We start from the raw sequence: 22,465 nt of genomic DNA on the forward strand, positions 1-22,465 counted from the left end.
TGCAGACCTCCCTGTTCAGGGGAAACAGCGGGAGATTTCGGTGTCGTGCACCCGGCGGACGGTGCCGATGTGGAAATCTTCCCCCGGTGAACACACCCGACCGTCCCGTCTGCGTCCTGGGCCTCGGCCTCATCGGGGGCTCGTTACTGCGCGCCGTGGTCGACTCGGGTCGCCCGGCATGGGGTTGGAACCGATCGACCGGTGCCGTGGACGCCGCTCGCGCCGACGGGTACGACGTCACGGCGGACATCGCCTCCGCCCTCCAGCGCGCCGCCGAGGAGGACGCTCTCGTCGTCGTTGCGGTGCCCATGCCGGCGGTCGACACCGTCCTGGAATCGGTGGCCGCGCACGCGCCGCACTGCGTGCTCACGGACGTCGTCAGTGTGAAGGCGGAGATGGCGGCCGCGGTCGCACGTGCCGGACTCGGCGCTCGGTTCGTCGGCGGACATCCCATGGCCGGCACATCCGCCTCGGGGTGGCTCGCGGCCGACGTCGATCTCTTCCGCAACGCGGTCTGGGTCGTCACCGTGGACGACGACACCGATCCCGACGCCTGGCTCGCGGTCGCCGATCTCGCACTGTCCTCCGGATCCGTCGTCGTCCCGGCCCGAGCCGACGACCACGATCGCGCCGTCGCCCGCGTGTCCCATCTCCCGCATCTGCTGGCGGAAGCACTCGCCGCGGTGGGCGCGCAGGGCGGGGAGCTCACGTTGCGGCTGGCAGCCGGCTCGTTCCGCGACGGCACCCGTGTGGCAGGAACAGCTCCAGCCCTGGTCAGCGCGATGTGTGATGCCAACGCGCCCGCCCTGGTCGACGCGCTCGACGAGGCGCTCGCCGCGTTGCACAGCGCCAGGGACGCTCTCGTCGCCGACGCCTCGACCGAGACACTGGTGTCCGCGGGCCATGCGGCGCGGTCGCGCTACGACGAGCAGTTGCAGTGGTGGGAGATCACCGACGTCGTCGTCGGCTCGCCGTCCTGGCAGGGCGACCTCGTCGACGCCGGTCGCCGCGGCGGTGTGGTGCAGCGGCTGCCCCGGCGGGCGTGACGGTCCGACCCGTCAGATGCGCTCGGCGAGTCCCCGGTAGTCGGCGACGAACCCGTCCGAGTCGACGCTCACGGCCGACGTCCCGACGGGCGAGACCACCTCGAACTCGTGCGGCCCGCGGCTGTAGGACAGTGTCTCCGCGCGGGCGGTGAGGACCGGCAGACCGACGTACACGACGGGCACCTGATGATCGGCCGGGTTCGTCTGCAGGCCGAGACGACGGATGGCGAGCGTGTTGAAGAAGGGGCTCCACACCAGCTCGACGTCGAGTGCACCGCCGAACGAGCTTCGGGTCGGTGACCCGTCGTCGACGAGCCAATAGCCCTCGGAGTCGCGACTGATGGAGACCTGCTTCTCCCCCGACGCGACGGCCGCGCGCACGGACAACCGCTTGGTCACTCCCGATTCGTCCGTGACCAGGTCGTACGACGCGGAGAACGCCGGGTGTTCGTCGCACTCGCCGCCGATGATCCGGCCGGCGGCCTTGATCCGCTTGCCGTTGAGCTGGACGCGCACCGACTCCATACGCGGGGCGCTGTGCGCGCGCCACGTCAGGATGGCCGGCCACGACGAGCCCGTCACGTCGGCGGACGACAGGGAATCGGCGGTGGGTGTGGTCACGCGTTCACGGTAGATCACACGAGCACGACAAGTACCGGAGCCGGGCGAATTGCCTGTGAATCCCCGTCCCCGTCAGCGACCGAGTGCCCCGTTCTCGCGAGATGAAACGGTCACGAGCAGGGTTTTCGTCGACGGTGGGCGTGAGTCGGCGCACCACGCCCCCGTCTGCGGGCGCTGCTCACAGCGGTGTCGCCCTCTCGGTCGGACGCCGTGTCGGTGTTCTCGAGTAGCCTCACTCGAGATCGACGTCGGTGGCCGGAGCCGCCGTCGCACACGACGGTGAGCGGGGGTACGCGTGTCCAGCCAGGGTGCCATGGTCGGCCTGTTCGCCGGCATCGGCGGTCTGGAGCTGGGCCTGGCGCGCAGCGGATGGTCCACAACTCAGCTCTGCGAGATCGACGCCGGCGCGGGGGCGGTGCTGCGCTCGCGCTTTCCCGACGTGCCGCTGCACACCGACGTCGCGACGCTGCGGGCGCTCCCCGCCGGAACAGAGCTGGTCGCAGCCGGTTTCCCGTGCCAGGACCTCTCGCAGGCCGGTCGCACGGCGGGCATCACGGGCGCGCGGTCGGGTCTGGTCGACGAGGTCTTCCGACTCGTCGCACGCAAGCGTGGTCCCCGGTGGCTGCTGATCGAGAACGTGCCCTTCATGTTGCAGCTCGGCCGCGGCGCGGCGATGCGGCACATCACGCACGCGCTCGAGGATCTCGGTTACATGTGGGCGTATCGCGTCGTCGACGCTCGCTCGTTCGGCCTGCCCCAGCGGCGTCAGCGCGTCGTCATGCTCGCCTCGCGTACGGACGACCCGCGTGAGGTGCTCTTCGGACCCGACGCGGGCATCCCCGAGGCCGGCGACGCCGACGTCCTCCCGTGCGGCTTCTACTGGACCGAGGGGGTGCGCGGCCTGGGCTGGGCGATCAACGCGGTGCCGACGCTCAAGGGCGGATCGACTCTCGGTATCGCCAGTCCCCCGGCCGTCCGGCTCCCGTCCGGCGAGCTGGTCACCCCGGGCATCTCGGACGCCGAGCGGCTGCAGGGTTTCGACGCCGGGTGGACCGCCCCCGCCGTCGAGTCCCCGGGTGTTCGGGCAGGGCATCGGTGGAAGCTGGTCGGCAATGCCGTGAGCGTGCGCATGGCGACCTGGGTCGGTGAGCAGCTGGCCACCCGCACTCCCTACGACGAGGGGTCCGACACCGAGCTCGTACCCGGCCAGAGCTGGCCGTCGGCCGCGTGGGGCCGTGACCGTCGCGCGTTCCGGGTACCCGCGAGCACCTGGCCGGTCCAGCACCCCTACGAGGATCTGAGCGGATTCCTGGAGGAGTCGAAGTTGTTGTCCGCCAGGGCCACTGCCGGGTTCCTCAAGCGCGCACGCTCGGGTCGGCTGCGCTTCGCCCCCGGCTTCCTCGACACGGTCGAGTCGCACCTGCACCGGATGACCGACGATCCCGTCGTCCCCGAACCCGTTCGCGTGGCCTGATGTTCCCGTTGACGTTCGCACTCGACTTCGCCGGCGACCGTCCCGCGCCCGATGCCGACCGCGGGGAGAAGAAGAACTACGCGCAGCGCCTGTCCAACAACCTCGCGCAGGTGGTCGCCGATGCGTTGAGGCCTCGGTATCCGTCCATCACGCCCGACGCGCACGGCATGGGCCAGGAAGCGCAGGTGGACGTCGCGAAGGGACGCAAGCGGCTCGACGTCAAGGCACTCGATCCGACGCTCGGCCTCATCCTCTGCGTGTCCGTGAAGACCTACAGCTTCCAGGACTACAGCCCCACGTCCGGTCGGCTCGGCCGCTGGACGAAGAACATCGTGCGCAACGACCACGAACTGCGGGGTGAGGCGATGGTGCTGCACCAGCGCCAGCCGTACAGTGTGCTCGTCGCCGTGATGTTCGAGCCCTGGTCGACGTGCGAGGACGGCGATCCCGCGAAGAGCAGTGACATCGGCAAGAGTTCGTTCGCGCACCACGTCACGACGCTGTCCAAGCGGTCGGGCCGCGGCAAGCGCCCCGTCGTCGGCATGCCGGGCCGGGCGTGGGTCGACCTCGGGGCCGAGGACACGCGCTACGACCTGTTCGAGAAGGTGTTCATCGGTCTCTACGAGCCGGACGGCCCGTACCGGGGTGAGGTGCGCTTCTTCGACGTTGACGAGGCGCCGCCGCGCAACGGCCGTCCATCGGACCGCACCACACTCTCGTTCGAGGAGTTCGTCGAGGTGGTGCACTCGGAAGTGGAGCGGCGCAACAGGTTCGCCCCCAGCTGGTCCGAGATCGACGACGACGAATGACGCCCGACGCTCGGGCGACGCCGCCGACGGACGCCGCGACCAGTGCCCGGTTCAAGAAACAGAAGCGGCGTGACACCAAGCCCGAGGTGGCCTTGCGGAAGGAACTGCACCGAGCGGGACTGCGGTACTTCGTCGACAAGGCCCCACTGAAGGGCATGCGACGACGGGCCGACGTGGTGTTCCCGCGTCGCCGAGTCGCGGTGTACGTCGACGGATGCTTCTGGCACAGCTGCCCGGAGCACGCCACCCACCCGCGCAACAACGCCCAGTGGTGGGCGGACAAGTTGGCTGCCAACGTCGCTCGGGATCGCGACACGGATCGTCGACTGGTCGAGGCCGGCTGGACCGTCGTGCGTATCTGGGAGCACGAGGATCCAGCCGTGGCAGCGGAGCGGGTCACCGAGGCAGTGCGCCCCGGCGACTGACGTCAGCGCTCGTGGCGTCCCGGAGTGTCGTGCGGGCCGACGACAGGCGCATCGGCGTGTCCGAGACCGGTGGTGCGGTCCGTGACGTTCCGGTCCGTGACGTTCCGGTCTGCGGGATTCTGGTTCTGCTGTGCCGCGTTCGCGTCCTGTCGACGCGGGGTGCCGTCGTCGTGGACGGTCGGGTCCAGCTTGTTCGCCCGCTCCCACTCACGGTCCAGTTCGTCACGCCCGGTGGCGGCAGTGCCCTGGTGCTCCTGCGCGCGCTGCTGCGCGATGCGGGCCTCCGCTGCCGCGGCGTCCGCCTCGGCCTGCGCACGACGGGCGTCGGCCTCGGACTTCTGCGCGAGCGCCTCCGACCGCTCCACCTCCGCGCTGCGCTCGGCGGCCCGCTCCCGGATCTCACCGGCCTGCTCGACGCGCTTCTGCTTCGCCTTCTTCGACAGTGCGACGCCGACGGCGACGAGCAGCAACACCACCACGACCGCGATGACGATCCAGACAGCTGTGTTCATGACGGCTCCCGATGTTCGAGTGCGCGCACGGTTGCGCGCGGGACGGGGTACCCCTGGCGCCCGATTTCCACACGGGCCGCCTACCCTCGACCGCCATGACCACCGATGCCGCCTCTCGAGCCCTCGACGTACTGGTGATCGGCGGCGGAATCGCGGGTGCCTCGCTCGCCTGGGAACTGTCGTCCGATCGGACCGTGTGTCTCCTCGAAGGGGAGTCGACCCTGGCGATGCACTCGACCGGACGGTCGGCCGCCATGTTCCTCGAGACCTACGGCAACCACGTCATCCGTGGCCTGACGACGGCGAGCAGAGCCTTCCTCGTGGACCCGCCGGACATGGTGCGCGGAACGGTCATGACTCCACGCCCCTTCGTGCAGTTCGCACGTCCGGGCCGGGGCGACGCTCTCGCGGAGATGTTCACGACTCTGCGGACGCTGTCTCCCGATGCCCGCCTGCTCGAGACCGCCGAGGCGGTGGACCGGGCGCCCCTCCTGCGGCCTGCGGCAGTCGAGGCGGCCATCGTCGAACCGGGCGCACTCGACATGGACGTCGACGCGCTGCACCAGGGCTTCCTGCGCGGAGCACGCCGACGCGGATGCACCGTTCGCACCGGGGCACGGGTCGTCGCGATCGACCGAGTCGGCGAGCAGTGGCGGGTCGATCTCTCGACCGGCGACACTCTCGTCGCCACGGTGGTGGTGAACGCGGCGGGTGCCTGGGCGGACGACCTGGCCGACCTCGCAGTCGTACCGAGGATCGGCCTGCAGCCGCGACGACGCACCATCGCCGTGATGGACGCGCCGTCCGAGATCGCCGACACCCACCACCCGCTGATCAGCGACATGGACGAGTCGTTCTACATCAAGCCGGAGGGTGTCCGTCTGCTCTGTTCCCCTGCCGACGAGACACCGTGCCCGCCCGGTGACGCGAAGCCCGACGATCTCGAGATCGCCCGCGCCCTGGACGAGATCACGGAGGCGACCGTGGTGACGAGCCGCCGTGTCCGGTCGTCGTGGGCCGGTCTGCGCTCTTTCGTCGCCGACCGCACACCGGTGGTGGGGTTCGACCCGAGCGTGGAGGGCTTCTTCTGGTGCGCGGGTCAGGGTGGGTACGGCATCCAGACGTGCGCGGCACTGGCGCGCGTCGGTGCGGCGCTGGTCCGCGGCGAGCCGCTACCGGCCGATGTGACCGACCGGGGCGTCACCGCGGAGGACCTGGCGCCGGGCCGGCTGCGCTGAGCCGCACGGGGCTAGAGCCACTTCTGTCTCCGGAACACGATGTACAGCACGCACGACGCGGCCAGCATCGCGCTGACAGCCGCCGGATAGCCGAACGTCCAGCTCAGCTCCGGCATGTGCTCGAAGTTCATGCCGTAGATGCCGGCGATGAGAGTCGGCGCGAAGAGGATGGCGCCCCAGGACGAGATCCGCTTGACCTGCTCGTTCTGTTCCAGACTCACCTGGGTCATCGCACGCATCTCGTCGTTCTGCCGCTGACCCACCAGGGTGGTGTGCACCGACAGGGCGTTCTGCAGGTTGGCGCGGAACGAGTCGACGCGCTCGGTGATGCGGATCGCGTGGTCGAGCACGTCGCGCAGGTTGCGCCGCAGCTCGATGTCCACGTTGTACTTCTCCGAGCCGCGGCCGAGGGCCTCGATCATCGACACCAGCGGGTGGGTCGCGCGCTGGAACTCGATCACCTCGCGGGAGAGCTCGTAGATGCGACGGGAGACGTCCGGGTCGCCGGTGAACAGCTGGTCGTCGATCTCGTCGATGTCGTTCTCCAGACCGGCGACGACCGGTTCGTACTCGTCGACCACCTGGTCGAGGATCGCGTACAGCACGGCCTCGGTTCCCAGTTCGAGCAGCTTCGGCGCACCTTCGAGCCGTTTACGGACCACGCCCAGGTCGGGTGACTCGGCATGGCGGATGGTGACGACGAAATCGGGACCGCAGAACACGTGGAGCTCGCCGAACTCCACCTTCTCGGTCTCGTCGATGTAGCGCGCGGGGTGCAGGACGACGAACAACTGATCGCCGTAGCGTTCGAGCTTGGGCCGCTGGTGCGCTTGGACGGCATCCTCGACCGCCAATCGGTGCAGCCCGAATTCGGTTGCCACCGAGTCGATCTCGGTTTTGTCGGGACGATACAGCCCGATCCACGCCATGCCGCCGCACGCCCGCAGGAGCTCGTACGTGCGATCCAGACTCTCCGGCTCGTCGGTACGCGCCCCGTGCACGTACACGGCGTTGTCCACGATCGGCACAGTTCACCCCTCGTCGTCGCACGTCCGCCGCCCGTCGGGCGGCTACCAGGACGCTCGCATCCAAACCTCGGACACGAATCTTCGTCCACCGAGACGACGGAAGCGAAACGGACTCGTTTGTGTCCACAATCGTCCGTTTACGGACGCGGATCCGCGCCGTGACGATAGCGTGTGACCTGTGGCAGAACGCGGCGCACGACCCCAGGTTTCGGTACTCCGCCGAACCATGCTCAAGGCATTCAAACATCTGTCGAACCCGCTGAGGCCGGACGACTACTTCGAGATGATCAATCCGTTGTGGACCACCCAGGAGCTCCGCGGGAAGGTCGACCGGGTCGAGAGGGAAGGCACCGACGCGGTGTCGGTGTTCATCAGGCCCGGGTACGACTGGGGTGGGCACCAGCCCGGCCAGTACCTCCGACTGGGCGTGGTCATCGACGGCCGCTATCACTGGCGCGCCTACTCGATCACCTCCGACCCGCACGGCGACCACGGCCTGATCTCCGTCAGCCCCAAGCTGGTTCCCGAGGGCACGGTGTCCCCGTACCTGGTGCAGGGCATCAAGCCGGGCGACATCGTGCGACTGAGCGAGATCGAGGGAGTCTTCACCCTCCCCGATCCCGTGCCCGCCAAACTGCTCTACATCAGCGCGGGCAGTGGCATCACGCCGATCATGAGCATGTTGCGCGAACTCGACCACCTCGACGCCATGCACGACGTCGTGGTCATCCACTCCGTGCACAGTCGCGACCAGACGATGTTCTCCGAGACCCTCGAGCGCCTCGATCGCAAGCACTCGTCGCTGCGTCTCGACCTTCGGGTGACCGAGGAGCGAGGTCGGATGAAAGCCACCGATCTGGACGAGTTGTGCCCCGACTGGCGTGAGCGCGAGGCATTCTGCTCCGGTCCAGGCGACCTGTTGGACGATCTGCGCGACTACTGGAAATCCGAGGGTGACCCGGAGAAATTCCACTACGAAAGTTTCCAACCCGTCATCGGTGGCGGTGACGAAGAAGGAGAAGGCGGCACTGTCCGCTTCATCCGTAGCGACACCGACGTCGAATGCGACGGAGGCACACCCATTCTCGCGGCCGGGGAGGAAGCGGGGCTGGATCTCAAGTTCGGTTGCAGGATCGGCATCTGCCACACCTGCACCGGAACCCTGAAGAAGGGACGTTTGAGAGATCTACGTAATGGGGAAGTCTCCGAGCCTACGGGGCAGGCGGTACGCATCTGCGTGAACACCGCCGAGGGAGATATCGAAATCGATCTCTGACGAGACCGATTCACATGCGGTAACAGGGAGGGTTCGTCATGAGTATCGACACCGGGAAAAAGACCGAAGTGTCCATCGAGAGTCCGCTCGCACATCTCAGCGAAGAGACCATCGAACAGCTTGCCAAGGAATTCGACGCCATTCACGACGAGGTCTACGCCGACCTCGGTGAGCGCGATCGCAACTACATCACCACGGTCATCGCGGCGCAGCGCCAGCTCGCTGTCGCGGGGCGCGTGATCCTCTTCGGCTCCAAGAGCCGCACCGCCTGGGTGGCCGGAACGGCCTGCCTGGGTGTGGCCAAGATTCTCGAGAACATGGAGATCGGCCACAACGTCATGCACGGCCAGTGGGACTGGATGAACGATCCGGACATCCACTCGTCGGTGTGGGACTGGGACACCGCGTCCACCGCCGAGGCCTGGAAGCACTCGCACAACTACGTGCACCACACGTACACCAACATCCGCGGCAAGGACAAGGATCTCGGCTACGAGATCATGCGGATCGACCCGAACCAGCCGTGGTCGCCCGTCTACCTCGCGCAGCCGTTCTACAACCTGCTGCTGATGGCCTTCTTCGAGTGGGGCGTCGCGCTCCACGACCTCGACATCGAGGCCATCCGCAAGGGCGAGAAGCCCATGAAGGACCTGCTCACCGATCTGCGCGGTATCGGGACCAAGGCGCGCCGTCAGATCGTCAAGGACTACATCGGCTGGCCCGCGGTCAGTGCGCTCGCCTACGGCGCGGTGCAGGTCGTCTCGGGTGGACGCGTCTCGGGCGCCGGCAAGTCGAAGCTGGGTGCGCGGTTGCGCTCGCTGAGCTCGTCGAAGGCGACCAACTCCGTGGCCAAGGTTCTGGACAAGCACGGTGCCGGCATCGAACGCACCTTCGTCGCCACGGTGACGGCGGACTTCGTCGCCAACATCATCCGCAACCTGTGGTCGCACGGCATCATCTTCTGCGGTCACTTCCCGGACCAGGCGTACACGTTCAGCAAGGAAGAGACCGAGAACGAGACCCGCGGCGGCTGGTACGTCCGCCAGCTCGTCGGAGCGGCCAACATCGAGGGCTCGTCGCTGTTCCACCTGATGAGTGGCAACCTCAGCTACCAGGTCGAGCACCACCTGTACCCGGACATGCCCAGCACCCGGTACAAGGAAGTCGCGCCGAAGATCAAGGACATCTGCGAGCGCTACCAGCTTCCGTACAACTCGGGCCCCTTGATGAAGCAGTGGGGATCGGTGCAGCGCACCATCATTCGGCTCGCCTTCCCCGGCGGCAAGATGGCCCCGAAGCCCGGACCGTACCGCGGCGAGCGCGTCGGGGGTTCCTCGTCGAAGCCCAGCGAGGCGGCTCGTTTCCGCAACCGCGTGCCGGCGGGTCACCCCGACTCGGGCCCCGAGCACAACGGTGGCGGCGTCGAGGCGAAGCTCCCTCCGCGCGGGGAGTGACGACGCGCTGCCGGTGACGGCAGCACTGATCTGACAAACGAGTGGTGTCGACCGGCGTTCTCTGGATACCCGAGTGAATCGGGCCGGAGACGCCGGTCGTTTCCCATTTCGGAGGTCATTCGTGGCGCTCGACGGCCTGGACCCCGCCCTTCTGACGGGTGTGTTCGAGAACGCGCCCGAGCTGGTGTCCCTGTCCGCACTGGACGGCCGCATCCTCCACCTGAACCCGGCGGGCCTCGCGCTCGTCGGAGCACCGTCACTCGACGCCGTGCTCCGCCTGACCACGGCGAACTTCTTCTCCGACGTCGGTCTGCTCGCTGCGCCCGACGTGGAACGATCGCTGCACACCACCGGCCACTGGCAGGGTGTCGGCGAACTCCGGCGGCTCGACACCGGAGAACCCGTACCGGTCTCCATCTCGACGTTCCTGGTTCCCGCGGGTGAGCGCGACGAGCCGGTGATCGCGTCGATCATGCGTGATCGACGGCTGCGAACCAGTCACGAGAGCGCCCTCACCGACGTCCTGGAATCGGCCGCCCACCGGGCTCGCGAGCAGAGTGCTGTCGGCCTGTTGGGGCGGCTCGCGGTCGACGGTGATCTGACGACCATTCTGGACGCGACGACCAGCGCCGCCTCGTCGTTGATGGGTACGGAGTGCGCGTCGATCGCACGCCTCGACGACACCCACACCGCGTTGCGCGTCGTCGCCTACAGCGGGGTGAGCGAGCGGACCGAGTCGCGATTCGACACCACGACGATGCGCTCGCGCGGACTGCTCAGCACCGTCTGCGTCCCGTTCGACTCCACGCCTCGGCCCGGGGTGCTGGCCGTGCACAGTGCGGCTCCGCGGGAGTACACGGATCGGGACGTGACGTTCCTGCGGACGGCCACGGACATCCTGGTCGCGGCGATCCGGCGTATCGAGCTCGAGAACGAACTGCGGTACCGATCACTCCACGATCCGCTCACCGGTCTGGCCAATCGAGCGCTCGCGTACCGACGTATCGACGAGGCCGTGGCTCGCGCCGCGGACAGCGAGACCACCGTCGCGGTCCTGCTGGCCGACCTGGACGACTTCACGACCGTCAACGACAGCCTCGGACACGTGAGTGGAGACGCGGCGCTGATCACCTTGGCGCGCAAGCTCGAGCGCACGGTGGCGGTCGGCGACACGGTGGCGAGGCTGGGCGGCGACGAATTTCTCGTCGTGTGCGACCACGTGGTGGACGAGGCCGACGCGCGGAGCCGGGCGGTGCGCATCTCGACAGCGCTGGCCACGGTCGATCCGCAGAGCGATCAGCCCATCCCGTTCAGTGCGAGCATCGGATTCGCCGTGGCCGGTGACGATGCGCCCTCCGCGCAGGAGATGGTGCGCCGCGCGGATCTGGCCATGTACCGCGCCAAGGGCACGGCTCCCGGGACCACGGACGTGTACGACGTGCGCGATCGCTACGAGGCCGATCGCGTGTTCCGACTCGCCGCGGACCTCCGACGATCTCTCGTGGACGGCGAACTGCGGCTCGTCTACCAGCCGATCGTCGACCTCGTGACGGGCGCCGTCGTCGCCGCCGAGGCCTTGGCTCGCTGGGATCATCCGACACTCGGCAGCGTCTCGCCTCGTGAGTTCGTCGCGGTGGCGGAGCGCACCGGCGTGGTCGGACACCTCGGCCTGTGGGCACTGCAGACCGCGTGCACGGATGCGGTGCGCTGGCCCGAGGACGTCTCGGTACGCGTGAACGTGAGCGCCCACCAGCTCAACGATCCGGACTTCGTGCAGTCGGTCCGACGCACTCTCGACGCGACCGGCCTGCCGGCGACGCGTCTCGGGTTGGAGATCACCGAGACCGTGTGGGTGAAGGAGAACGCCCGCGTGGCCACCACTCTCGAGGCGCTGCACGCGATGGGGGTGTCGTTCGCACTCGACGATCTGGGAACCGGCCACAGCAGCATCGCGTATCTGGACCGTTATCCGATCTTCGACTGTCTCGAAATCGACGGGTCGTACGTCAACGCGCTACCCGGTGCGAGACCACACGCCATCGTGGCCGCGATCGTGTTGTTGGGCACTGCATTCGGAGTGGACGTGGTAGGTGAAGGCATCGAGACCGCCGAGCAGGCCGAGGCGTATCGCGCATGCGGCGGTCGCCTCGCACAGGGCTTCCATCTGGCGCGCCCGATGCCCGCTGCGGCGATCGAACAACTCCTACGAGAGGGTGTCCGATCGCCGCGGTGACGCGCTACTTGACGGCGCGTCGGACCCGGACCGCGCCCGAGATGGTCCAGGCGATGACGGCACCGACGACGGCGGCACCGAGGAGTGCGACACCCTGTGCCAGATCGAAGTTCCACCCGATGAAGTTGATGGTCGTATGCACGGTGTTCTGCAGGATGAAGATCACCAGTGCGATCGTGAGGAGCAGCGCGATCAGGAGAGACAGCTTCGAGACGAAGCCTCCGGCACGGCGACGTCCGGTGTGTGCGTGGGTGGTGGTGTCGGTCATGGTGGTGCCTTTCGCGATGTCGCCGGTCCTGGCCGGCGATCGAGTGAGCGGATGCTCGAAGGAGTGATGGTCCGCGGACCCGCGGAAGAAACATGTCCGTTCGGTCGGTTCGAGCGAGGTGTGCGTCGAACCCGACAGTGTCCGGACACACCACGGGCGGCGATGGACCCGCTGAGGGTCCGGCGCCGCCCGGGTGTGGAGTGGTGCAGTCTTACTTGAAGGTGTCCTTGACGTTCTCGCCGACCTTCTTCACGCCGGCCGAACCCTGGTCCTTCTTGCCCTCGGCCTCGAGGTCCTTGTTGTTGGTGGCGTCACCGACAACTTCCTTGGCCTTGCCGATGGCGTCTTCTGCTGCGTTCTTTGCCTTGTCGACGATTCCCATGATGAAACCTTTCGTTCGGAGCGACGGCGGGTGACCATCGCGTTCTGAAAGGTGAGTCGAGGCCCGGCGCGGAAAGCGCACGTCCATGCAGAGTGATCCCGGTCACAGCTATCCGCCGAGTGCGAACGCCACGAGAAAGCCGAGCGCGGTGGACATACCCACCCACCATCCGCCGTCCTTGTAGGCCTCGGGCATCAGGGAGTCCGCGAGCACGGCGAGAGTGGCACCGCCCGCGAACGCCTGGACCGTCGAGATGCCGACCTCCGGGACGGCGTCGGACAACTGGTGGCCCAGTACGGTGACCACCACGAGCACGACCGCCGTGGCCGTCCACAGGGTCATCGCCCGAGCCGCGGAGAAGTCGTGTCGGTCCCGCATCAACGATGCACCACCGACAGCCTCCGGAACGTTGCCCACCGCGACCGCCACCAGCAGCACCAGCCCGCCACCGGACGTCAGGGAGACACCCAGCGCGGTGTTCTCCGGGACTCCGTCGAGGATCGTGCCGAGCATCAGTGCCCACCCGATCGCTGCGGGCCCGAGCTTGTTCTCGATCAGATGGCTGGCCACGACGTACACACCCGCGCCCAGGAACAGCGCCGCGCCCGCGACGAGGATGCCGGCCTGACGGAACGCCGGCTCGAACAGTTCCGACGACACGGCGGCGATCATCGTCCCGGCACCGAAGGCCATGAGACCGGCCAACACCCGCTTCGGCAGTGTCCACCGCAGCCCGATCGCCGCACCGATCACCAGGGGAAGCGCCGTGCCGATTCCGTACAGGGCGGCGGTCAGCATCTCGATCGTCTCGTCACCGGCGGGGAGTACCCCCGTCCGCGTCGTCGAGTCATCCGACGACCTGCTCTCACAGACCCAGCGCGGTGACCACTGCCAGCAGGACGACGACGACGGGCAGGACGACGAGCCGGCCTGCGGCACCGGGAAGCACGTCCCGGTTCATCCCGTCGACGAGTCGGGAATGGGCCCTAGTCGAGAAGGCGACGGTCGTCACGGGGAGCACGGCACACAGCACTGCGAGTGCCACCAGCGGTGGATGATCTCGCACCGCACGCGCGACGATCAGGGCCGTGACCGCCATGGCCAGTGCGGTCCGCACCCGCGCGAGCGTGGTGCGCTCGGCCTGCAGGCCCGGTGCCTCCGTCACAGGTACAGCCCCACCGCGAACGCCACCACGGCGATCACCAGACCCCCCGCGAGCAGCGCCGCCGCAGCGGGGAGAGGCAGTGACGCCCGCCGGCGCATGGCCGTCTCGATACGGATCCAGCGCACGAACGACCCGACGGCCAGAACCGCCGCGAGAGTGAGCAGCCCCAGCACGAGGGTGGTTCTCAGCCATGGAGGCAGCAGATCCCCACCGAACGCCTCGAGTGCCGCGGCCGTGGCCACGAGGCCGAGTGACGTCCTGATCCACGCCAGGAACGTCCGCTCGTTCGCGAGCGTGAATCTCGGATCGGGGTCACTGCCGTCGCGCAGTCCGGTCGGCCACAGTCGCACGGCACCCACTCTCGTCGGCGACGGCCCCCAGGGCCACAGCGGGTGTCAGCGGTTGGGGTGCCAGCGCTCGTAGGCGCGGCGTTCCGCCTCGTCCCGCGCGACCTTCTTCGGGTTCTGCAGGTCCGGCGACAACCCGTGCGCTTTGAGACGACGGCGACGGTTGGGTTCCATGTACGCGGCGGCGTAGAACAGCGCGAGCAGTACCGCCAGCAGTATCATCGCGCCGCGCAGCCACAACTCACCGGGGAACAGCAGGAACGCCGCGAAGATGGGGAGAAACGGCACCATGCTGCGCAGCAGATGACGCGGAACCGCACGATCACCGATCAGGTCCTCACGCACCCAGGCCTGCATGGACAGGGGCAACGTGCGGCCGAACGAATAGCCGATCCACTGCAGCGGCCCCGGGTGAGTCCTGCTCATCGTGTGCTCCTCCGCTCGGTCGACAGTGCACCGGCCGCGATGGCCGCGGTGTTGATCCGGGTGAGCACCGCGTGAAGTTGTTCGAGCTCGCTCACGTCGACACCCAGAGATTCGATGACGGTGCCCGGTATGGACTCCGCCGAACCTCGCAACTGTCGCCCCTCGTCGGTCAGGTCGATCACCAGCCTGCGCTCGTCGGTGTCGCTCCGGCGCCGGGTCAGCAGACCGTCGGCGTCGAGCCGCTTGAGCAGCGGCGTCAGCGAGGCGGGTTCGAGTTGCAGAGCGCGACGCGATCTCCCCCGCCGACATCGGTGCCCGCTCCCAGAGGGCGAGCATGACGAGGTACTGCGGGTGCGTCAGTCCGAGCGGTTCGAGAATCGGCCGATAGACCGAGAGCACCGCGCGGTTGGTGACGGCCAGGGCGAAACACACCTGACGGTCGAGCGCGAGGGGGTCGGTGATGGTCACGGTTCCATCGTACGCTGATAGTGAGAGTGCGTACTGTTCGATGGCTCACGGTTGGCTGGGCGGGGTGCTGTCGGTCGGGGGGTCGGCGCTGTGGGCGATGCGGTAGGCGATGCGCACCCCTTACTGCAGGTGAACATCCACTGCGGGGTGCACGGCGCTGGGGCCTGTGCGGGTGCGGCGCTGATAGCGGACGCGCGGCCCCCGAGAGGGAGGCCACGATTCGGGCGGATGGGTCGGGCACCTGCGATGTGCGCACCTTCCTGCAGGCGAACACCCACTGCGGCCGGTTGGACGGGGTGCATGGCGCTGGAACCCGTGCGGGTCGAACGACGGCGGTGATCGTGGACGGTCACCCCCGCAGAGCGGTGGCAGAAGTCCACGATTCGGGCGAACGGGTTGGGCACCGGGCGATGCGCACCCCTTCCTGCAGGTGAACACCCATTTCAGCCAGCTGAACGGGGTGCACGGCGCTGGAACCCGTGCGCGTGGTGCCGACAACGCGTGCCGACACCACGCGAGATGATCAGGGTGTGGGGGCCTCGCACTCGGCCGGTGCGGGAGCACCCTCGGGCGCCGGAGCGCCCGGCGCTGCGCCCGGACCCTTACCTGCAGGCCCGTGACCGGCCGGACCACCATGGCCGGGGCCCGCCGGGCCACTGTCAGGACCGCAACCGGGCGCAGGCGGAGCCGGCGCGCCCTCGGGGGCAGCCGGTGCACCCTCAGGCGGGGTCGGGGCGCCCTCGGGCGGAGTCGGAGCATCCTCACCCGCAGCAGGCGGAGTGGGAGCACCCTCGGGCGGAGTCGGAGCATCCTCACCCGCAGCAGGCGGGGTCGGAGCACCCTCGGGCGGAGTCGGAGCACCCTCGGGCGGGGTCGGAGCACCCTCGGGCGGGGTTGGCGCACCCTCGGGCGGAGTCGGTGCACCCTCCGCCGGAGCCGGAGGCGTCGCGCACGTCGCACCGGCGTCGGGTGCCGCAGCGTCGGGTGCGGGTGTTGCGGGCGCCGAGGCGTCGGGCGCCGCGCTCTCGGAGACCGGGGGCGTCTCGCCCGGGCCGTCGGCGGACGCGGTTCCCACCGCTCCGAGCAGCAGCCCACCGGCGAGCACTGCTCCGGCGATCAGTCGGCCTGTCCTGACACGCATGACTCTTGTCGACATTGTCGTCCTCATCTCTCGTCGGCACCGGGCGGCGCCGTTCGTGAGGTCGACACTCGATCGTGGACCTGAAGCCTGCCTGAAGTCGCGGCGATCAGGGCCTCGTCTTCAGCAAGTCTTCAGCTCGGGACCCGCATAGTGGTGTCGTGACCGAACGGCGAGCAGCAGCGACCCCGAGAATCCTCGTGATCGAGGACAACGAGACGTTGCGGCTGTCCGTGTCCACCGCGATCGCCGACCTGGGTGCCGACGTCCGGTCCGACGCGGACGGTTCCGCGTTCGAGGCCGCGCTCGCGAACCACCGACCCCACCTCGTGGTCCTGGACATCATGCTTCCCGGCCGGGACGGACTCGAGCTCCTGCGGGTCGCGCGCCGCAGCAGCGACGCGGCGGTGCTGATGCTCACGGCGCGCGACTCGGTGTCCGACCGCGTCACCGGGCTCACCGCCGGTGCAGACGACTATCTGGTGAAACCGTTCGCGATGGCGGAGCTCCTCGCCCGCGTCACCGCGGTGCTCCGTCGACACGGCGCGGTCGCCACCTCGATCGAGTGCGGAGACGTGTCGGTGGACACCGAATCGGGTGACGCCAGTCGGGGCGGCAACGCCCTCAACCTGACGGCCACGGAGTGGAAGCTGTTGTCCTACCTCGCCGCTCAGCGCGGGCGAACGGTGTCCAAGACCCAGATCCTGACGCAGGTGTGGGGGTACGACGCATACGACGAGAACCTCGTCGAGGTCCACATCAGCGCGCTGCGTCGCAAGCTCGAGGAGTTCGGCCCCCGCATCCTCCACACCCGGCGCGGCATCGGCTACGTGTTGGCCGCCGACACCGTGAGTCCGACGGCATGACGACCCCACCCCGTCGCGGTCTCCGCACCGGATCTCTGCGCCTGCGATTGCTGGTGTCGGTGATGTCGGTGGTGCTCGTCCTGCTCGTCGGCATCGTCGTGGCGACGACGGTGTTGCTGCAACGCCAGCTCGAGGCCTCGGCGGGAGACAGCCTCGCCGGCCGCACCGCCACCGCGCAGCAACTGCTGGACAACGGTGCCGATCCCACCGAGATCGTCTCCGCCACACAGGGAGAGAACGTGGCGGCGCAACTGGTGACGACGGACGGCCGTATCGTCGGCGACCTCGCGCTCCGAGCGACGACACCGCCGCCCGCACTACGCCCCCCGACGACGCCGGGAGACGGTCCCCCGCCGGGACCCCCACCGGGCCCGGAGGAGACGAGGCCGACGCGGGTCTCGACGACGACCCTGACCGACGGATCGGTTCTCACGGTCGCCGTCGACACGTCCTCGATCGACGCGGTGCAGCGGCAGCTGCTCGTGGTGCTGATTCCGTTGGTGCTCGTCGCGTCGGCGGTGGCGGCACTGCTCATGGCGGTGGTCGTCGGCGCATCGCTCCGACCGTTGCGCAGCATGACGGCACTGGCCCGTTCGATCACCCGGGGTAATCGCGGTGACCGACTCGCTCCCACCCGGTCGGACACCGAGCTGGGTGAGACCGCAACGGCATTCGACGAGATGCTCGACGAGCTCGAAGGAGCCGAGGCGCGCGAGCGTGCCACCGCCGATCGCACACGGCAGTTCGTCGACGATGCTGCTCACGATCTGAGAACGCCGGTCGCCGGGATCTCCGCCGCCGCCGAGACGCTGCTGCGGGGCGGCGTCGACACCGAGCGCGACGTGCGGGAACGACTGCTGGCGTCGATGATTCGTGAATCACGCCGCGCATCCCGGCTGATCGACGATCTGCTGATGTCGGCGCGCACCGACGACGACGTGGAGTTGGATCGGCATGACCACGACCTTCTCGCTCTGGCCCGTGCCGACGCCGACCGGGCGCGGCTGCTCGCACCGGACTCGACCGTCGTGGTGACCGGCGAGAGCGTGGTCGCGCCGGTCGACGCCGCACGACTCGCTCGAATCCTGGCCAACCTCACCGACAACGCGTTGCGCCACGGACCGCCGGACGGCGTCGTCACCGTCGACGTGCGCGACGCCGGTACCACCGCGACGATCCGGGTGTCCGACGAAGGACCGGGCATCGGCGCTCAGGATCGCGAGCGGATCTTCGACCGGATGGTGCGGCTGGACAGCGCTCGCACCTCGGAGGGATCGGGACTCGGCCTCACCATCGCCCGAACCTACGCGCGGGCCCACGGCGGCGACGTCGTGTACGACGGCACCGCCTTCGTCCTCAGTGTGCCTCGGTGACCGACTGCTCTGTGGGGGAACGGGTTCCGAACACCACCCCGCCGAGGCCGATGATCGCGCTGACGAGCATGGTGACGGCCATCGGCACCGCGGTGCCTTCGCCGCCGAGTCCCACCAGCGGCGAGATGACCGCGGCGAGGCCGAACTGGGCCGCGCCCATGACGGCCGATCCCGTGCCCGCGGCCCGGCGCGCCTCTCCCAGTGCGAGAGTCGTCGCGTTGGCGATCACCAGACCCAGGCTGGCGACGGCGAACCACAGCAGTACCAGGGTCGCCCACAGGTAGGGCCCGACCACCGCGTCGACGACGAGCAGCGCCGAGAACGCGACCATCGAGACGAGACCGATGCGCAACAGCGCTTCCGGACGGACGCGGTCGACGAGCTTGGCGTTGGCACCACTGGTGACGACGATGCCGAGTGCGTTGGCCGTGAAGGCGATGGAGTACCACGTCGTCGAAAGCCCGTGCACCTCCTGCAGCACGAAGGGCGATGCGGAGATGTAGGCGAACATGACGCCGAAGCCGAAGGCGAACGCGCCCGCATAGCCCAGGAATCGCTTGTTGGACATGACCTCCCGTGCGTCCGCGATCATGGTGGAGAGTCCGCCCGCGCTGCGGAGCTCGGCGGGATGACTCTCCGGCAGGAGTGCGAGCACACCCACGAACATCAGGACGGACACACCGGCGAGCACCCAGAAGACGCCGCGCCACCCTGTCAGACCGATGACCGCACCGCCGAGCAGCGGGGCGATGACGGGAGCGACTCCGTTGACGAGCACGAGGAGGCTGAACAGTTTGGCGGCCGCCGCGCCGCGTGCACGGTCACTGATGACGGCGCGGGAGAGAACGACGCCGGCGGCGCCGGTGAAGCCCTGGAAGAACCGGAACACGGTGAGCCACTCGACGGTCGGAGACCACGCGCACAGGATGGTCGCGATGATGGACACGAAAGTGCCCACGAGGAGCAAGGGGCGTCGACCGAAGCGGTCGGACAGCGGCCCGATCACCAGGTTGCCGATCGCGAGACCGACGAGAAACGTCGTGAGGGTCAGCTGGATCGCCGTGGCGCTGACACCGAACTCCTCGGCCATGCGGGGGAATGCCGGCAGATACATGTCGATGGACAGGGGCGCGACGGCGGCAAGGAGCGCCAGCATCGCGATCACGCCGGACGCCACCGGCCGCGCGGCGGTCGAGTCGCCGGTGTCGCCGGACCGAGTGTCGACGCTCATCGGGTGGCCTCCGTATTGGATATAACTTTATACATACTCACATGAGTAGAATGTCAGTCATGGCGTCTGGAAGTCCAGTGAGCGAGTCCGATGTGATCGACATCGCCCGCGAGGTGCGGGCTCTCGTGTGGTCGCTGCGCCGATTCGGCGAACGACAGTCCGGACTGCCCGCCCTCCCCCATTCCGAACTCGAGGTTCTGCGTGTGGTGGTCAGCCACGAAGGGACCACCGTCTCGGACGTCGCCCGCATGCTGGGCCTGCACAGCAGCAACGTCAGCACGACGGTGCGACGTCTGATCGACAAGGGGCTGCTCGCGCGGGACACCGATCCCGGTGACAGACGGTCGAGTCGGCTGCATTCCACCGCCACGGCACGTCGACACGGTGAGATGATCGACGACGTGTGGATCGACGCCGTCGGACGCCGACTCGCGGCCATGTCAGCGGAGGATGCGGCTCTGCTCACCCGTGCCGCGCCGCTCCTCGCGCACCTCACGTCCATGCCGACCGAACCCTGACGACTCCGCGGGGCGACCGAACCGTCATAGTGACGCCATGCTGATGTCGCTCCGCCTGCTCCGACAGATGGCGCCGTGGCGCACGGGACGCGGGCCGGTACGGGTCGACCCGACCCGTACGTGGTTCCGCGTCGCACCGTCCGATCTGGACGTGCTGATGCACATGAACAACGGTCGATACCTGTCCGTACTCGACGCGGGTCGAGTCGACATGTTCGTGCGCGGTGGCCTGTGGCGAGCCCTGCGTGGACGCGGGTGGCATCCCGTCGTCGCGTCACAGACCATCACGTACGTCCGCTCCCTCACCCTGTGGACGAAGTTCTCGGTGTCCACCCGCTTCCTCGGTGTCGACGCGAAGAACGCCTATCTCGAACAGATCTTCGACGTCGACGGACGTGTCCACGCGACCGCGATCGTCGCCCTCAGGTTTCTCGACGACAGCGGATCCTCGGTACCGACCGACGACATCGTCGCCCTGTTCGACGGCGATGCAGCCCCACTTCGCCGCCCGGACGCAGAGATTCCGCTCGGCCGACGCACTCAGCATCTCGTGGTCGCCGCATTCGAGGACGTCTGACCCTTCCGGGCGCGCATGCTCCTATATGGTCTCCTTCGAACCGCATCTGCGGCGAAAGGAGCCGACATGGTGACGACGAGGATCGCAGTGCTGGGGTGCGCGGCGGTGGTGGCACTGTCGCTCACGGGGTGCTCCTCGCCCGGACCGGCCGAAGACGGCATCACCGTGTTCGCTGCCGCGTCGCTGAAGGCGTCGTTCACCGAGCTGGGTGAGCAGTTCGAGCAGACCCGCCCGGGTACCACCGTGACGTTCACGTTCGCGGGGTCGTCCGATCTGGTGTCCCAGTTGTCGCAGGGTGCGCCCGGGGACGTTCTGGCCTCGGCGGACACGATCACCATGGACAAGGCACGGGACGCCGAGTTGATCGACGGTGACCCGGTCACGTTCGCGACCAACACTCTGACGATCGTCACTCCGCCGGGCAACCCCGCCGGGATCGGCTCGTTCTCGGACCTGGCGACGTCCGGGGCCACGGTCGTCGTGTGCGCGCCGCAGGTTCCGTGCGGTGCCGCCACCGAGAAGATCGAGACGGCCGCCGGGGTGAGCCTCACCCCTGCCAGCGAGGAATCGTCCGTGACGGACGTTCTGGGCAAGGTCACGTCCGGTCAGGCCGATGCCGGCCTGGTCTACGTCACCGACGCGGCCGGCGCCGGTGACGCCGTCGTCACCGTGCCGTTCCCGGAGGCGTCGGGCGCGGTGAACTCCTATCCAATCGCCGCACTGGCCGACTCCGGCGCACCGGACATCGCGAGCGCCTTCGTCGACTTCGTCTCCGGTCCCGACGGACGGAAGGTGCTGGCCGACGCCGGGTTCGGCGCGCCCTGAGAGACCGCCGGTGCGCCGAGGATCCGCCGCCACGGGGGAATCATTCCCGCGCGGACGGGGTTGGCCGAACGAGACGTTCGTTGCACGACCGAAGGAGAAGCACGTGAAGATCGGCATCATCGGAGCAGGCGACATCGGCGGAACCCTGACCCGACGGCTGCGCGCCGTGGGCCACGAGGTTGCCGTCGCCAACTCTCGGGATCCGGAGACCCTCGCGGATCTGGCGTCCGAGACCGGCGCCACCGCGGTCTGGGCGAAGGACGCCGCGACCGACGCGGATCTCGTCATCGTCAGCATCCCGCAGAAGAACACGCCGGACCTCGCGTCCGGCATCCTCTCGGCCCGCAAGCCCGGTGCTCCGGTGATCGAGACGAACAACTACTACCCGCAGCAGCGGGACGGCAAGATCGACGCGATCGAGGACGGCACACCGGAGAGCGTGTGGGTCTCGGAACTGCTGGGCGAGCCGGTCGTGAAGGCATTCAACGGAATCTGGTGGAAGCACCTCCTGAGCAAGGGCGTCCCGGCCGGCACCGAGGGCCGCATCGCGCTGCCGATCGCCGGCGACGATGCCGACGCCAAGAAGATCGTGTCCGCCGTCATCGACGAGATCGGCTTCGACGTCGTCGACGCCGGATCGTTGGCCGACTCCTGGCGCCAGCAGCCGGGTACACCCGTGTACGGCAGGGACTTCGGAGTCGACGCGACGGTCGATGCGCTGGCGCAGGCGACCCCGGAACGCACCGCGGAGTGGAAGGCCTGACA

The 22,465-nt window shown here is 68.5% G+C and carries 25 protein-coding genes and 1 pseudogene; 14 read left to right on the top strand and 12 right to left on the bottom strand.

The features are described from left to right. Positions 1-86 precede the first annotated feature (86 nt). On the top strand, positions 87-1,046 hold the full coding sequence (locus QE449_RS00220) for a prephenate dehydrogenase (RefSeq protein WP_307096718.1): 960 nt from the start codon (positions 87-89) through the stop codon (positions 1,044-1,046). A gap of 12 nt (positions 1,047-1,058) precedes the next feature. On the opposite strand, the gene QE449_RS00225 is transcribed toward QE449_RS00220, so the two are convergent. Continuing rightward, entirely contained in the window at positions 1,059-1,667 is a 609-nt protein-coding gene (locus QE449_RS00225) for a putative glycolipid-binding domain-containing protein (protein ID WP_269320107.1), read from the bottom strand. Positions 1,668-1,980: 313 nt separating this feature from the next. Between QE449_RS00225 and QE449_RS00230 the strand changes: the two genes are divergently transcribed. From QE449_RS00230 to QE449_RS00240, 3 genes are read left to right on the top strand one after another with little or no spacing between them, the layout of a single operon-like run. Then, positions 1,981-3,141, top strand: coding sequence for a DNA (cytosine-5-)-methyltransferase (locus QE449_RS00230; protein ID WP_222633431.1), 1,161 nt, complete (start codon positions 1,981-1,983; stop codon positions 3,139-3,141). Continuing rightward, the gene (locus QE449_RS00235) at positions 3,141-3,950 is read left to right on the top strand and encodes a hypothetical protein (protein ID WP_222647533.1); all 810 of its coding nucleotides are present in this window, start codon (positions 3,141-3,143) and stop codon (positions 3,948-3,950) included. Before QE449_RS00230 ends, QE449_RS00235 begins: the two co-directional genes overlap by 1 nt. Next, positions 3,947-4,375 carry a very short patch repair endonuclease gene (locus tag QE449_RS00240; protein ID WP_307107978.1) on the top strand — a complete coding sequence of 143 codons (429 nt, stop codon included), beginning with the start codon at positions 3,947-3,949 and terminating at the stop codon, positions 4,373-4,375. Before QE449_RS00235 ends, QE449_RS00240 begins: the two co-directional genes overlap by 4 nt. Positions 4,376-4,377: 2 nt before the next feature. Here the strand turns inward: QE449_RS00240 and QE449_RS00245 are convergent, their stop codons facing one another. Next, positions 4,378-4,887 (bottom strand): hypothetical protein, encoded by a 510-nt coding sequence (locus QE449_RS00245; RefSeq protein ID WP_051613553.1) that lies wholly within the window; start codon positions 4,885-4,887, stop codon positions 4,378-4,380. 95 nt (positions 4,888-4,982) lie between these two features. On the opposite strand from QE449_RS00245, the gene QE449_RS00250 reads away from it, so the two are divergent. Further along, positions 4,983-6,125, top strand: a complete 1,143-nt coding sequence (locus QE449_RS00250) for an FAD-binding oxidoreductase (protein ID WP_307107979.1) — start codon at positions 4,983-4,985, stop codon at positions 6,123-6,125. Positions 6,126-6,136: 11 nt separating this feature from the next. On the opposite strand, the gene corA is transcribed toward QE449_RS00250, so the two are convergent. Beyond that, positions 6,137-7,153: a magnesium/cobalt transporter CorA gene (gene corA, locus QE449_RS00255; protein WP_056443220.1), complete on the bottom strand. Its 1,017-nt coding sequence runs from the start codon at positions 7,151-7,153 to the stop codon at positions 6,137-6,139. 178 nt (positions 7,154-7,331) lie between these two features. Between corA and QE449_RS00260 the strand changes: the two genes are divergently transcribed. The 3 genes from QE449_RS00260 to QE449_RS00270 all read left to right on the top strand — a co-directional run bounded on the left by QE449_RS00260 (position 7,332) and on the right by QE449_RS00270 (position 12,116). After that, positions 7,332-8,429: a ferredoxin reductase gene (locus QE449_RS00260; protein ID WP_027506602.1), complete on the top strand. Its 1,098-nt coding sequence runs from the start codon at positions 7,332-7,334 to the stop codon at positions 8,427-8,429. 38 nt (positions 8,430-8,467) lie between these two features. Beyond that, positions 8,468-9,883, top strand: coding sequence for an acyl-CoA desaturase (locus QE449_RS00265; protein ID WP_037186465.1), 1,416 nt, complete (start codon positions 8,468-8,470; stop codon positions 9,881-9,883). A 121-nt stretch (positions 9,884-10,004) separates the two neighbouring features. Beyond that, complete coding sequence (locus QE449_RS00270) at positions 10,005-12,116, top strand: bifunctional diguanylate cyclase/phosphodiesterase (protein ID WP_307107980.1); 2,112 nt, start codon at positions 10,005-10,007, stop codon at positions 12,114-12,116. 4 nt (positions 12,117-12,120) lie between these two features. Here the strand turns inward: QE449_RS00270 and QE449_RS00275 are convergent, their stop codons facing one another. The 8 genes and pseudogenes from QE449_RS00275 to QE449_RS00310 form a co-directional block, all read right to left on the bottom strand. Next, on the bottom strand, positions 12,121-12,384 hold the full coding sequence (locus QE449_RS00275) for a lipopolysaccharide assembly protein LapA domain-containing protein (RefSeq protein ID WP_056443214.1): 264 nt from the start codon (positions 12,382-12,384) through the stop codon (positions 12,121-12,123). Between the two features lie 211 nt (positions 12,385-12,595). Then, the gene (locus tag QE449_RS00280) at positions 12,596-12,766 is read right to left on the bottom strand and encodes a CsbD family protein (RefSeq protein WP_027506598.1); all 171 of its coding nucleotides are present in this window, start codon (positions 12,764-12,766) and stop codon (positions 12,596-12,598) included. A gap of 108 nt (positions 12,767-12,874) precedes the next feature. After that, positions 12,875-13,564: a ZIP family metal transporter gene (locus QE449_RS00285; RefSeq protein WP_027506597.1), complete on the bottom strand. Its 690-nt coding sequence runs from the start codon at positions 13,562-13,564 to the stop codon at positions 12,875-12,877. 67 nt (positions 13,565-13,631) lie between these two features. Further along, positions 13,632-13,931, bottom strand: coding sequence for a DUF202 domain-containing protein (locus tag QE449_RS00290; protein WP_307107981.1), 300 nt, complete (start codon positions 13,929-13,931; stop codon positions 13,632-13,634). Next, positions 13,928-14,281 carry a YidH family protein gene (locus tag QE449_RS00295; RefSeq protein ID WP_231476430.1) on the bottom strand — a complete coding sequence of 118 codons (354 nt, stop codon included), beginning with the start codon at positions 14,279-14,281 and terminating at the stop codon, positions 13,928-13,930. Before QE449_RS00295 ends, QE449_RS00290 begins: the two co-directional genes overlap by 4 nt. A 45-nt stretch (positions 14,282-14,326) precedes the next feature. After that, the gene (locus tag QE449_RS00300) at positions 14,327-14,704 is read right to left on the bottom strand and encodes a DUF5313 family protein (protein WP_307107982.1); all 378 of its coding nucleotides are present in this window, start codon (positions 14,702-14,704) and stop codon (positions 14,327-14,329) included. After that, positions 14,701-15,172 (bottom strand): annotated as a pseudogene (locus tag QE449_RS00305) (MarR family winged helix-turn-helix transcriptional regulator). The gene QE449_RS00300 and the pseudogene QE449_RS00305 overlap by 4 nt, the downstream one beginning before the upstream one ends. Before the next feature lie 523 nt (positions 15,173-15,695). After that, positions 15,696-16,313: a hypothetical protein gene (locus QE449_RS00310; RefSeq protein WP_307107983.1), complete on the bottom strand. Its 618-nt coding sequence runs from the start codon at positions 16,311-16,313 to the stop codon at positions 15,696-15,698. A 158-nt stretch (positions 16,314-16,471) separates the two neighbouring features. Between QE449_RS00310 and QE449_RS00315 the strand changes: the two genes are divergently transcribed. Together QE449_RS00315 and QE449_RS00320 are read left to right on the top strand one after the other, a co-directional pair. After that, positions 16,472-17,176, top strand: coding sequence for a response regulator transcription factor (locus QE449_RS00315; protein ID WP_056443205.1), 705 nt, complete (start codon positions 16,472-16,474; stop codon positions 17,174-17,176). Then, complete coding sequence (locus tag QE449_RS00320) at positions 17,173-18,549, top strand: ATP-binding protein (protein WP_027506591.1); 1,377 nt, start codon at positions 17,173-17,175, stop codon at positions 18,547-18,549. Before QE449_RS00315 ends, QE449_RS00320 begins: the two co-directional genes overlap by 4 nt. On the opposite strand, the gene QE449_RS00325 is transcribed toward QE449_RS00320, so the two are convergent. After that, entirely contained in the window at positions 18,533-19,780 is a 1,248-nt protein-coding gene (locus tag QE449_RS00325) for a multidrug effflux MFS transporter (RefSeq protein ID WP_373428231.1), read from the bottom strand. The genes QE449_RS00320 and QE449_RS00325 overlap by 17 nt on opposite strands. Before the next feature lie 77 nt (positions 19,781-19,857). Between QE449_RS00325 and QE449_RS00330 the strand changes: the two genes are divergently transcribed. The 4 genes from QE449_RS00330 (at position 19,858) to QE449_RS00345 (ending at position 22,463) form a co-directional block, all read left to right on the top strand. Further along, on the top strand, positions 19,858-20,298 hold the full coding sequence (locus tag QE449_RS00330) for a MarR family winged helix-turn-helix transcriptional regulator (RefSeq protein ID WP_027506590.1): 441 nt from the start codon (positions 19,858-19,860) through the stop codon (positions 20,296-20,298). Positions 20,299-20,335: 37 nt separating this feature from the next. Further along, positions 20,336-20,875, top strand: coding sequence for a thioesterase family protein (locus QE449_RS00335; RefSeq protein ID WP_051613550.1), 540 nt, complete (start codon positions 20,336-20,338; stop codon positions 20,873-20,875). A 66-nt stretch (positions 20,876-20,941) separates the two neighbouring features. Then, the gene (modA, locus tag QE449_RS00340; protein ID WP_222626248.1) at positions 20,942-21,700 is read left to right on the top strand and encodes a molybdate ABC transporter substrate-binding protein; all 759 of its coding nucleotides are present in this window, start codon (positions 20,942-20,944) and stop codon (positions 21,698-21,700) included. Between the two features lie 10 nt (positions 21,701-21,710). Further along, the gene (locus tag QE449_RS00345) at positions 21,711-22,463 is read left to right on the top strand and encodes an NADPH-dependent F420 reductase (RefSeq protein WP_307107984.1); all 753 of its coding nucleotides are present in this window, start codon (positions 21,711-21,713) and stop codon (positions 22,461-22,463) included. Positions 22,464-22,465 lie beyond the last annotated feature (2 nt).

This window comes from Rhodococcus sp. SORGH_AS_0303, from assembly GCF_030819335.1.
Taxonomy (GTDB): Bacteria; Actinomycetota; Actinomycetes; order Mycobacteriales; family Mycobacteriaceae; genus Rhodococcoides.